Source organism: Corallococcus sp. CA041A (assembly GCF_003612075.1).
In the GTDB taxonomy this organism is placed as follows: Bacteria; Myxococcota; Myxococcia; order Myxococcales; family Myxococcaceae; genus Corallococcus; species Corallococcus exiguus.
The window spans coordinates 1-11981 of record NZ_RAWF01000031.1 but is presented as its reverse complement, the minus strand read 5'-3'; the positions used below and the strand labels follow the sequence as shown (position 1 = coordinate 11981).

11 protein-coding genes are annotated in these 11981 nt (G+C 70.4%); 1 reads left to right on the top strand and 10 read right to left on the bottom strand.

The window, feature by feature from the left end; translation table 11 throughout:
• Nucleotides 1–99: 99 nt before the first annotated feature.
• The 3 genes from dut to D7V77_RS08325 all read right to left on the bottom strand — a co-directional run bounded on the left by dut (nt 100) and on the right by D7V77_RS08325 (nt 2450).
• Complete coding sequence (gene dut, locus D7V77_RS08335; RefSeq protein ID WP_120575736.1) at nt 100–555, bottom strand: dUTP diphosphatase; 456 nt, start codon at nt 553–555, stop codon at nt 100–102.
• A gap of 75 nt (nt 556–630) precedes the next feature.
• A complete protein-coding gene (locus tag D7V77_RS08330) occupies nt 631–1641 on the bottom strand; it encodes a M23 family metallopeptidase (RefSeq protein ID WP_120575735.1) in 1011 nt (336 codons plus the stop codon).
• An 11-nt stretch (nt 1642–1652) separates the two neighbouring features.
• Entirely contained in the window at nt 1653–2450 is a 798-nt protein-coding gene (locus D7V77_RS08325; RefSeq protein ID WP_120575734.1) for a hypothetical protein, read from the bottom strand.
• 270 nt (nt 2451–2720) lie between these two features.
• Between D7V77_RS08325 and D7V77_RS08320 the strand changes: the two genes are divergently transcribed.
• Nucleotides 2721–4097, top strand: coding sequence for a transposase (locus tag D7V77_RS08320; RefSeq protein WP_120575733.1), 1377 nt, complete (start codon nt 2721–2723; stop codon nt 4095–4097).
• A gap of 190 nt (nt 4098–4287) precedes the next feature.
• Here D7V77_RS08320 and pnp read toward each other — a convergent pair whose 3' ends face one another.
• From pnp to infB, 7 genes are all read right to left on the bottom strand, one after another.
• Nucleotides 4288–6444, bottom strand: coding sequence for a polyribonucleotide nucleotidyltransferase (gene pnp / locus D7V77_RS08315; protein ID WP_120575732.1), 2157 nt, complete (start codon nt 6442–6444; stop codon nt 4288–4290).
• 375 nt (nt 6445–6819) lie between these two features.
• Nucleotides 6820–7089: a 30S ribosomal protein S15 gene (gene rpsO / locus D7V77_RS08310; RefSeq protein ID WP_120575731.1), complete on the bottom strand. Its 270-nt coding sequence runs from the start codon at nt 7087–7089 to the stop codon at nt 6820–6822.
• A 125-nt stretch (nt 7090–7214) separates the two neighbouring features.
• A complete protein-coding gene (locus D7V77_RS08305) occupies nt 7215–7544 on the bottom strand; it encodes a hypothetical protein (protein WP_120575730.1) in 330 nt (109 codons plus the stop codon).
• Entirely contained in the window at nt 7545–8408 is an 864-nt protein-coding gene (gene truB, locus D7V77_RS08300; RefSeq protein ID WP_120575729.1) for a tRNA pseudouridine(55) synthase TruB, read from the bottom strand. It lies immediately after the preceding gene.
• Nucleotides 8409–8418: 10 nt separating this feature from the next.
• Nucleotides 8419–8778, bottom strand: coding sequence for a 30S ribosome-binding factor RbfA (gene rbfA, locus D7V77_RS08295; RefSeq protein WP_120558419.1), 360 nt, complete (start codon nt 8776–8778; stop codon nt 8419–8421).
• The gene (locus D7V77_RS08290; RefSeq protein ID WP_120575728.1) at nt 8775–9383 is read right to left on the bottom strand and encodes a DUF503 domain-containing protein; all 609 of its coding nucleotides are present in this window, start codon (nt 9381–9383) and stop codon (nt 8775–8777) included. The genes rbfA and D7V77_RS08290 overlap by 4 nt, the downstream gene beginning before the upstream one ends.
• A gap of 121 nt (nt 9384–9504) precedes the next feature.
• Nucleotides 9505–11981, bottom strand: a 2477-nt coding sequence (infB, locus tag D7V77_RS08285) for a translation initiation factor IF-2 (RefSeq protein WP_120575727.1), incomplete at its 5' end; no start/stop codon positions are given.

The window sequence follows — 11981 nt, the reverse complement described above, 5'->3', positions numbered from 1 at the left end:
GGAACGGGGCCGCGGGGGGGCGACCCCCCCGGTGGACGACCGGGGGGCTCCATTCTGCCCGCTCCGAGGCCGTTGAGGAACGACGTTGCGCGCCGGGCCCTAGCGGCCGGTGGACCCGAAACCTCCGTCCCCCCGGGAAGTCACCTCCAGCACCTCCACCTCCCGCAGGACCGTGGCCGTCACGGGGGCCACCACCAGCTGGGCCACCCGGTCGCCCCGACGCAGGGTGAAGGGGGTGTTGGACAGGTTCACGAGCAGCACCTGCACTTCCCCCCGGTAGTCCGCGTCCACCGTCCCGGGGGAGTTGAGGCACGTCACCCCGTGCCGGAGCGCCAGCCCCGAGCGGGGTCGCACCTGGCCCTCGAAGCCCGGAGGCAGCGCGAAGGCCAACCCGGTGGGGACGGCCATCCGCTCCAGGGGCTGGAGTACCCGCTCTCCTTCGATGTCCGCCCGAAGGTCCAGCCCGGCGGCCAGCTCCGTCTCATGGCGCGGCAGGGGCAGCGGGTCCGGATGCGAGCGCACCCGGCGCACGGGGACGGTCAGCGAGGGGTCCATGCCCTCCGCCGTAACACGCACCCCGCCCCCCCTCTACTTCCTGGCGGCGACGTCACGGGTCGTGTGGCCGGCCTGTCACAGCTCGGTCGCGCCGTCCGCCATGCGCAGCGCGGTGCGGAACCCGAACGGGTCCACCGGCCGAGCGGCCAGCTCCAGCTGGTAGTGCAGGTGTGGCCCGGTGGACCGGCCGGTGCTGCCCGACAGCGCGATGGCCTGCCCCTTCTCCACCCGCGTGCCCGCCTTCACCAGCAGCTCCGAGTTGTGACAGTACGCCGTCGTCACACCCCGCCCGTGGTCCAGCACCAGCACGCGGCCGTTGACGGAGTCCTCGCTCGCGCGGCGCACCACGCCCGCGGCCACCGCCGTCACAGTCGTGCCCGAGCGCACCGCCAGGTCCACTCCCGTGTGCATCCGGCGCGTGCGCAGCGTGGGGTGGACGCGGTAGCCGAAGGGGCTCGTCACCGGGGCGCTCTCCGACACCGGCCACCCGAGCATCAGCGCCGTGGACAGCGCCAGCGCCTGAGCGGCGCCCACGGAGGAGCCCTCGAAACCGGGGGGCAGCTGCTTCGCCAGCCGCTCCAGGCTGAGCGCCCCACCCTCCGCGTCCACCCGCTCCAGCGCGAAGCGCGCGGGCACCCGCCCGGCGAACACCGCCGTCACCCGCGCCTCCTCCGACGGGAAGTCCGTGGCGAGCGCGTCCAGCATCCGCCGCGTCGCCGCCGGTCCCTTCGCTGGATCCACCAGCGTCTCCGGAGCGATGCCCAGCTCACGAGCCAGCGCGAGCGAGGGCTCGCGGGCCTTCGGCTCCAGGGCCTTCAGCGCCGCGTGCGTCCCCCACGCCAGCGCCTCCGCGCTCGTGGGCACGCGGGTGAGCAGCGCGGCGGGCAGCGCGTCCGGCACGGGCACGGCCGTCCCGCTCACGCCGTCGTAGTACGCGAGCAGCGGCCGGGCCGTGGTGCGCGTGTTGAAGGCCCAGGCGCCAGCGCGACGCAAGAGCGCGCCCGCGGGCGTGTGGTGGTACGCGCACCAGACGCAGAGCAGCGCGAAGGTGAAGTCCAAGAGTCCCCGGGCGCGTCGAGCGAACATGCGTCAGGGCCTCAGCGAAGGAAGGACAGCACCGGTGCCGCGTCCCAAGCCGCCGCCAATCCCAGGGGCGCCACCATGAGGCAGCCCAAGAGCCCGCGAGTCCACGCCCGCCGCGAGCCCACCGCCTCACACGCCGCGTCCGCGTGCTGGAGGTTGCGCAGCACCGCACGCCAGCCCAGCGACACGCTCACCCCGAGCAGCGCCGCCACCGCCAGCCCCCGGGCCGCCCAGTCCGCGGCGACGTCGCCGAACAGCGGCCGCCACGACAGGTACACCGTGCCCTGGACGAGCCGGGCCACCGTGCATGCGCCCGCGAGCACCACGCCCGCGGTGGCCAGCGGCCGCACCCACCGCATCGGAGTGGGCCGCCGCAGACAGCGCCGCAGCAGCGCCTTCCACGACGAGGCCTCCGAAGCGGACGCCGTCACCGGACGCCAGGGCTCCACGGGCCGGGCCGCCTCGGTCTCGCGATAGCCGAGCGCCGGTAGCGCCAGGAGCAGGTCCGCCGCCAGCTCCCAGGCCAAAGCCAGGCCCCGAGCCAGCCGGGTGCGCGTCTCCAGCGACACCCAATCCACCATGGAAGCGAGCGCGGGGAACTGGCCCACCCACGCATCGAACGCGGAGTCCAACCGGTCCACAGCCGTGAGCAACCGGTCATCCAGCGTGTCCGCCGCAGCGTGCACGCCCACCGCCACCAGCGCGAGCAGGCCCAGCGGCATGAACGCCCAGCGGAACGCTCCCAGGAACCGGGACACGTCCGTGAGGAAGCTGCTCGAAGGCTCCGAGGAGCTGGATGGGTGGACCGGCATGCAGCGCCTCCAGGGCGGTCCCCCATCAACGCGGGAGGCCCTCCCGGGGTTTTAAGCCTCCACCCTGCCAGGACGAAAACACCGCCGGCTCCCGCCTTGGGCGCGCCAAACCTGTCCGACAGGAGGGTTGCGCGGAATAAGCAATCCGCTGGGTCCCGTAGAAGAGAGATGACTTCAGAAGAAGGAGCCTCCTGCGCCTCTGCCGAGCAGGGGGGCAGGCGCCGCGTCGCAAAGGACCCGACTCCGCGCTTCAAGGGAGCGGAGCGCGAGGTGCTTGCCGCCGCTGAGCGACTGGTGCCGCGGGAGCACCTGGCCCGGAAGGTGCGAGAGGTGGTGAAGCGCTTCGAGCTGGGGCGGGTGGAGGCGGGGTACTCGGCGTTGGGACAGAAGGGGTATGCGCCGCGCGAGTTGCTGGCGCTCTGGGTGTACGCCAGCCTCGTCGGCGTGCACCAGGGCACGCAACTGGCGCATGCGCTGCAGACGGACCTGGCGCTGCGGCTGTTGAGCGCGGGCCACTGCGTCAGCCGCTCCGTGCTCAACCGCTTCCGCGCCAGCCAGGGCCCCCTCTTCCTGGCAGCGATGGAAGAAACCGTCCGGTGGGCCTACCAGGAAGGCCTCATCGAGGAGCAGTGCCTGGCCGTCGATAGTGTGCGTCTGCGGGCGCACGCCAGCGGCCGTCAGGTGCGCGTGCAGCGGCACTCGCTCAAGCGCCTCGAGGCATTGGCCCAGGTGGAGGTCCGCTTGCTGACGGCGTCAGCGCAAAAGCACCATGAGGACCAGGTGCAGCGCCACCAGCAGGCCGTCTTGCTGTGCCAAGAGCGGGCAGCGGCCACCGTGGTGCTCAGCAACCCCAGCGCGGGGCTGATGCAGTTTCCCGGCAATGGGGTGCACCCGGGCCACCGGGTGACGGGGGTCTCCAGTGGGGCGCGGCAGCGGCTGGTGGTGGGAGTGCTGCTGTCGGCTTCGGGCAATGACAAGGGCCACCTGGCCCAGGCCCTCCAGGAGGCGCGGCGGGTGCTGCATCAGGCCGGGCTGCCCGCGTCCGCGCAGCTTCAGGTGGCTGGCGACGCGGGCTACTGGAGCGAGGAGGACCTGCGCTTCGCCGCACTCAACCGCGCTTGGGTGGATGTGCTTCTCAAGGAGTCCTCCCCGACGGGCCCGCTGGCCAACAAACCCGGAATGCTCCCGCGCGAGGCCTTCGAGTTTCAGCCCTCGACGCGAGCCGTGGTGTGCCCGGCAGGGCGCACCATGCGGGGGCCCGTGCGCGATACCTCTGGCGCGTGCGAAGCCTACTTCGGCGTCGGATGCGCGGACTGCCCCTTGCGTCCGCGGTGTACGCAGAGGCCGCGCCGCAAACTCACCGTGCGCTGGGAGTACGAACGCTTTCGCCAGGCCATGCTCCTGCGCATGTCCCAACGGGGGGCCGCGGCCCGCTACCACCAGCGCATCGCCACCGTGGAGCCGGTGTTCGCCTCGGTGGAGCACGACATGCGTTTCCGTCGTCTCAGCTCCCGCCACCCCAGCACCGTCCGGGCCGAAGTCCTCCTCAAACTCCTGGCCCACAACATCCGCCGGCTGCTGACACGCAGCCGGCTTTTTTGCGTCTACTTCGTGCTGGAGGCGCCTGCCTCCCTTGAGGCTCAGTAGCCAGTCAGCCTGCACCCCTATTCCGCGCAGACCTCCAGTCGGACAGGTTCGAGCCATGCGCCGCCGCCGGGTGGAGAGCCCCCAGGCCCGCAATGACAACGCCCCGCCCCTTCGCGCCCGGAGGCGGGAGGAGACGGGGCGTTTCCGGTCGCGGCCTTCCTCACGGAGGGCCGCTACACGGGGGCCGGATTCAGGCCTTCGCGTCCGGCGTCGGGGCGGCCGGGGCGGCGGCGGCCGGGGGCGTGCCCTGCGCGGCGGTGCGCTCGGCCATGGCCTCCTTGCGAGACAGGCGGATCTTGCCCGTCTTGTCGATGCTGACGACCTTCACCAGCACCTCGTCGCCCTCGGTCAGCACGTCCGACACGCTCTTCACGCGCTTGTCGGACAGCTCGGAGATGTGGATGAGGCCGTCGGTGCCCGGGAACAGCTCCACGAAGGCGCCGAACTCGGCGATCTTCCGGACGGTGCCCGTGTAGATCTTCCCGATCTCCGCCTCGCGGGTGAGCGCCTGGATCATCGCGATGGCCGCCTTCACCGCCTCGCCGTTCGCGCTGGCGATGTCCACGCGGCCGGTGTCCTCGATGTTGATGGCCGCGCCCGTGCGCGCGATGATGTCCTTGATCACCTTGCCGCCCGGCCCGATGACGTTCTTGATGAACTCCGGACGGATCTGGATGGTGGTGATGCGCGGCGCGAACTGGCTGATCTCCTTGCGAGGCGCGCTCAGCGTCTTCGCCATCTCCGCCAGGATGTGCACGCGGCCCTGACGCGCCTGCTCCAGCGCGCGGCTCATGATCTCCGTGGTGAGGCCGGTGATCTTGATGTCCATCTGGATGGACGTGATGCCATTGGACGTGCCGCAGACCTTGAAGTCCATGTCGCCCAGGTGGTCCTCGTCACCCAGGATGTCGGACAGGATGGCGATCTTCTCGCCCTCCTTCACCAGGCCCATGGCGATGCCCGCCACCGGCGACTTGATGGGGACGCCCGCGTCCATCAGCGCCAGCGTGCCACCGCACACGGAGGCCATGGACGAAGAGCCGTTGGACTCGAGGATCTCCGACACCAGACGCACGGTGTACGGGAACGAGTCGCTGGCCGGAATCATGTTGCGAAGCGCGCGCTCCGCCAGGGCGCCGTGACCGACCTCGCGACGGCCGGGGCCGCGCAGGGGCTTGGTCTCGTTCACGCTGAACGGCGGGAAGTTGTAGTGCAGCATGAAGCGCTTGAAGGCCTGGCCGCTGAGCAGCTCCAGCCGCTGCTCGTCCTCGCTGGTGCCCAGCGTGGCGACCACGAGCGCCTGCGTCTCGCCGCGGGTGAACACCGCGCTGCCGTGCGTGCGGGGCAGCACGCCCACCTCGTTGGTGATGGAGCGCACCACGTCGTGCGGACGGTCACCGATGCGGCCACCGTTCACGGTGAGCTCACGCATGTGGTCGTACTTCAGGTCCTCGATGACCTGCTTGGCGTGCTTCTCCACCTGCGGGGTGAACTCCGCGCCCAGCTTCTCCTTGAGCGCCGCGACCGCCGCCTTCTTCGTCTTGGAGAGCGCCTCGTAGCGCGCGCCTTTCTCCTTGATGGCGTAGCCTGCCTTCACGCCCTCCAGCGCCAGCTCGCGGACCTGGTTGCGCAGGCCCTCGTCGATGGTGGCGGGCTTGTCGTAGGAGCGGACCTGCTTCTTCAGCTCCGTGCGCAGCTGGTCCTGGATGTCCAGGGCGGGCTGGGCGTTCTGACGGCCGAACTCCAGCGCCGCCACCATGTCCGCCTCGCTGACCTCTTCCGCGCCACCCTCCACCATCACGATGGCCTCGCGGCTCACCGCCATGACGAGGTCCAGGTCGCTCTGCTCGCGCTGCTTGGCGGTGGGGTTGGCCACGAACTGACCACCCACGCGGCCCACGCGGATGCCCGCGATGGGGCCGTTGAACGGGATGTCCGACACCCACAGCGCCGCGGAGGCGCCGGTGATGCCGTGGATGTCACCCTCGTTCTCCGGGTCCGCGGAGATGACGGACGAGATGACCTGCGTCTCGTAGGCGTAGCCTTCCGGGAACAGCGGACGGAGGGAGCGGTCCACCACGCGGGAGGCCAGCGTCTCCTTCTCCGTGAGGCGGCCCTCGCGCTTGAAGTAGCTGCCCGGGATGCGGCCCGCCGAGTACAGCTTCTCCTGGTACTCCACCGTGAGGGGCAGGAAGTCGATGTCCTTCTTCTCCCGCGCGCTCACCGCGGTGACGAGCAGCATGGTGTCGCCGTAGCGGACCACCACGGAACCGTCGGCCTGCTTGGCCAGGCGGCCCGTCTCGATGCTCAGCTCGTTCTCACCAATCTTGACGCTCTTCTTCAACATGTCGTGTGGCCTCTGTGCCTGCTTCGCGTGCGAGGACCCTTGCCAGCCGCGGCCCGCCCACGTGCGTGGGGCAGGAGCCGCCCGGAAGGGGCCCTCTGGGATTGAGCGGTCGCCAGGGCCTGAAGCAGGCACATGCCAGACGAACGCTGCCTGTACTGCGGAAACGGGCTCCGTTGCGGAGCGCCGGAGGGATGGACCAGACCTCTTGATCCCTGATCACACCCGCCCACCCGTGACTTCCGGGTCGGCCGGTCTGAACGGAAACCAAAAGAGCCCGCCTCCACCTCTCCCTCGCCCACTCCTTCGCCGTGAAACGTGCTGCCCAAATGCATGGGGCGCTGGTGGTGTGCCAGCGCCCCGGGTGCTGCTCGAGGACTACTTGCGGATGCCGAGACCCTCGATGAGCTTCTTGTAGCGCGCCACGTCCTTGGACTTGAGGTAGTCCAGCATGCGGCGGCGCTGACCGACCAGCTTCAGCAGACCGCGGCGGGAGTGGTGGTCCTTCTTGTGGGTCTTGAAGTGCTCGGTGAGCATGTTGATGCGCTCGGACAGCAGCGCCACCTGCACCTCGGGCGAGCCGGTGTCGGACTCGTGGGTGCGGTACTTCGTGACCAGCTCGCTCTTGCGTTCCTGATGCAACGACATGGGCTTCTTCCTGAATCCCGCTCCGGGGTGACCGCTCGTGCCGCCTGGGTCCGCGGAGGGGTACAGACCCGGCCTCATGGTCCTTCTAACGAGCGGGCCGCTTATAAGCTTCACCCCCTGGGGGGTCAACCTTCGCCGACTGTCCGTCCGCCCTTGGGGGGCCGGGACAGTGCGAAGACGTACAACCGGCAACCGCCCGGAATTCCGCCTCCGCCCGGGGAGAGCTCCCGGGCCGAGGCCTCGTCCAGGGCCACGTGCAGATAGGCGCCCCCCGCCTCGCCACCATCACCCGCCAACAACTGACGGGTACGGGGATACAAGCGCAGGAGCGCCTCCACCACGTCGCCGATGCCCGCCGTCGCGGGTACGCCCAGGGACAGCTCGCGCCGCCCGTCGAAGGCGCCGCGAAGGCCCGGGGCCACGCTCACGGTGATGTCATGGGTGCGGGTGGCCACTCAGTTGAAAACCCGCTGGTAACGCAGCCGTCCGCCCACCACTTCCGCCATGGCGAGCAGCGCGTCATCCGGGCCCAGCACCCGCACCCGGCCGGGCACGGGGGCGACCTCCACGGGGACGCCGTGCAACACCCGCCGGGCCTCGTCCGCGGTCACCCGGACCGCCGGCAGGTCCGTCAGCGCGTCCGCCAGCGACACCAGCCGACCGGCCACCGCTTCGCGAGACAGGGACGCCAGGTCCCCCAGGGGCAGCGCGCGCGCCAGCGTGAAGGGGCCGCTCATGGTGCGCCGGAGCGCCTCCAGGTGCGCCCCGCAGCCCAGCGCGCGGCCCAGGTCGTACGCCAGCGTGCGCACATAAAACCCCTTGGTGCACCGCACCGACAGGGTCAGCCGGTCCGCGGAGAAGTCGCGCAGCACCAGCTCATGCACGGTGACGCTGCGGCTGGCCCGCTCCACCTCTTCCCCGGCGCGCGCCAGTTCGTAGAGCCGCTTCCCGGCCACCTTCACCGCCGAGTACATGGGCGGCACCTGGTCGAACGTGCCCCGGAACCGGGCGAGCGCCGCCTCCAGCAGCGGGGCCGTCAGCGGGGGCACCGGGGCCTCCGCCGTGGGCTTGCCCTGGGCGTCCTGGGTGTCCGTCTCCACGCCCAGCCGCACCACGGCGTCGTAGGCCTTGTCGCCCTCCGTGATGATGCCGGCGACCTTGGTGGCCTCTCCCAGGCACACCGGCAGCACACCGGTGGCCATGGGGTCCAGCGTGCCCGTGTGGCCCGCCTTCTTCACCTTCAGCAGGCCGCGCACCTGCCGGACCACGTCGAAGGACGTGGGGCCCAGGGGCTTGTCGATGACGAGAACGCCGTCCATGAAGCGGGGCCTACCAGCCTTCCTTGCCGCGCACCTCGCGCAGGAGCCGGTCGATCTTATCGCCCTCGCCCACGGACGCGTCGAAGGCGAAGAAGATTTCCGGCGACACGCGCAGGTTGACCGCGGACGTCACCTCGCGGCGCACGAAGCCCTTGGCCGCTTCCAGGCCTTTCTGCGTGTCCGCCTTCTCCTGGTCCGTGCCCAGCATCGAATAGAAGACCTTCGCCACCCGCAGGTCCGGCGACACCTTCACGCCGGTGATGGTGATGAAGCCGATGCGCGGGTCGCGCAATTCCCCGCGCGTCAGCAGGGCGCCGATGGCCGCCTGGATTTCCTGCCCCACGCGCTCGGGTCGTGAATGCGTCGTCATTTCTTCTCCCAATCTCGCGGGTTGCGCAGCGCCCGGGCCTTGGCCCGCGCGTCGTCCAGATTCAGCGTTCCACCCTCACCCGTGGGTCGTGAAGTCCCGGGCCCGGGGCCCGCGCCCTCGTGCCGCTGCTCCCACGAACCCAGCCCCTCCGCCTCCGCCAGCGAGCGGTCGCTGCGCAGGAAGCGGGCAATCGCCGCCTCCGAGTGCGAGTTCGCGTCCTCGGGAGACAGGTGGGCGTCCTCGTCCTCCAGCTCCGGCACCTTCGCCGGAGCACGGAAGGCGCCAGCCACCGGCCCCTTGTCCGAGTAGAGCGTGTCCCCGAAGGCGACGATCTCCGTCTCCCGGGCCATCAGCGGCGCGACGTACATCTCTTCGATGAAGTGGATGATCTTCTCCAGCTGCTCATCCACGTGCCCGCGCGCGTTGCCCACCACGGCCAGGGCCACCGACGCCTTCTGCCAGAGGTCCTGGTCGTCCACCTCCGCGACGGCCACGTTGAAGCGGGCCTTCACCCGGTCCGTCACCCGGCGGAGCACCTGCCGCTTGGACTTCAGCGAGGCGCTCTCCGGAATCTGGAGGGTGAGGCGTGCGACTCCGACGAACATAGAGGTCCCCCAGGCCAACGGCCGCCGGGCGCGTCATCCACGCCCAGGCGCCGTCGCATCGTCCATCCCCCGGGAAAGGTGGGGCCTTTCCCCGGGGTCCGTCGAGTGCGCCTCTCCAGGACTACGAGAGGCTCTGCCGGGTCTCCTCGATCTCGTAGGCCTCGATGATGTCGCCGGCCTTGAGGTCGTTGAAGTTCTCGATGCCGATACCGCACTCGAAGCCCTGCGCGACTTCCTTCACGTCGTCCTTGAAGCGGCGCAGCGACGCCATCTTCCCGGAGAAGAGCTGCTTGTTCTCGCGCATGAGGCGCACGAACGAGCCGCGCTTCATCACGCCGTCCAGGACGGCCGCGCCGGCGATGGTTCCCAGCTTCGGCACGTTGAAGGTGTTGCGCACCTCCGCACGGCCCAGCTTGCGCTCGGTGCGGATGGGCTCCAGGAGGCCCTCCATCTCCAAGCGAACCCCGTCGATGAGCTCGTAGATGATGGAGTAGCTCTGCAGCGTCACCTGCTGCGCCTTGGCCGCGGCCTCCGAGCCCGACTCCGGCTTCACGTTGAAGCCCAGCACGACGCCCTTGGAAGCGGCGGCGCGCATGACGTCGGTCTCCGTGATGGCGCCCACGCCCGCGTCGATGATGACCACCCGCACCTTGTGCGTGGTGAGCTTGTCCACCGCCTGGCGCACGGCCTCCGCCGAGCCCTGCACGTCCGCCTTGATGATGACGCGCAGCTCCTTGGGACCGCCGCCCGCCTTCGTCTTGGCGAAGAGCTGCTCCAGGGACTCGCGGCTGACCTTGCCGAGCTCCGTCTGCCGCTCCTTCATGCCGCGGTGGTCGGCGATCTGCTTGGCCGCCTTCTCGTCGGAGACGACGTTGATGGCGTCACCCGCGGTGGGCACGCCGGACAGGCCGACGACCTCCGCGCAGTAGCCCGGCTTCACTTCCTTCACCGCCTCGCCGCGGCTGTTGTTCATGGCGCGGACGCGGCCGTAGTGCGTGCCGGTGACGATGGCGTCGCCCAGCTTGAGCGTGCCCTCCTGCACCAGCACCGTGGCCACGGGACCGCGGCCACGCTCCAGCTTCGCTTCCACGACGGCGCCCACGGACGGACGGGAGGGATTCGCCGTCAGCTCGAGGACTTCCGCCTGCAGCGCCAGGTTCTCCAGGAGGAGATCCAGGTTCATCTTCGTCTTCGCGGAGACGGGCACCATGATGGTGTCGCCGCCCCACTCTTCCGGCACCAGCTCCTGGCTCGCGAGGTCCTTCTTCACGCGGTCGGGGTTGGCGCCCGGGACGTCCATCTTGTTGATGGCGACGACGATGGGCACTTCCGCCTGCTTGGCGTGCTTGATGGCCTCGATGGTCTGGGGCATCACGCCGTCGTCCGCGGCCACCACCAGCACCACGATGTCCGTCACGTTGGCGCCACGGGCGCGCATGGACGTGAAGGCCTCGTGGCCCGGGGTGTCCAGGAACGTGACGTCTCCGCGCGCGGTGGACACGCTGTACGCGCCGATGTGCTGGGTGATGCCGCCCGCCTCGCCCGAAGCCACGCTGGCCTGGCGGATGGCGTCCAGCAGGCTCGTCTTGCCGTGGTCGACGTGGCCCATGATGGTGACCACCGGCGGACGGGGACGCTCGTCCTCGGCCTTGGCCGCGACCTCCGGCAGGTAGTCCTCCACCTCGAAGCCGACGCGCTCGACCTTCCAGTGGTATTCGGTGGCGATGAGCTCGGCGGTGTCGGCGTCCAGAATCTGGTTCGCCGTGGCCATCTTCTGCATGCCCATCAGCTTCTTGATGAGCTCCGCGGTGCGGATACCCATGCGCTGACCCAGGTCGGAGACGCTGATGCCCTCCTGGAGCTTGATGACCTTCTTCTCCTCGGCCATCTGGGTGATCTGCGTCTTGGCGCCCTTCTTCGTGGGCTTGCGCTTCTTGCCGCGGACGGGGATCTGGATGCGGCCCCAGACCATGTCCGACAGCTCCTGCTTGGACACGCTGGTCGTCTCAGGACCCGTGCGCTTGCGCTGGCCACGCTCCTTGTTCTTGGAGACGTCCACCAGCTCGCGGCCGCGACCCAGGTGATCCGGGACGACCTTGTACTCGCGCTTCTCCGTGCCCAGCGCCGTGCGGCCCGGGGCCATGGGGTACTGCTTGGCCTGGGTCGTGGTGGGCGTGACGCGGCGGACCTGGATGAGCGGGCGCGAAATCACCACGGCCTGGGTGGCCGTGGGGCGCGCCTGGGCACCCGGCGTGGGCGCGACCTGGGCGTGCGGGACGCCGCCGACCATGATGGTCGGGCCGGTCGGCTGCACCGGGGCTCCCGTGCCGGCCGTGGGCGGCGAGGACGGACGCACCGGCCCCATCTGGCCCGGACGCGCCTGCATGGGCGCTCCTGGACGGTTCATGGGCGGCCCACCCGGGCGGCCCTGCATGGGCGCGCCAGGACGGCTGCCAGGCCCACCCGGACGGCTGCCAGGACCACCCGGACCACCCGGACGGCTGCCCGGCGGCCCACCAGGACGCCCGCCCGTGGAACCCGGACGCTGCACGTAACCGGGACCTCGGGAGATGACCGTCGCGGACGTCGACGTGGAAG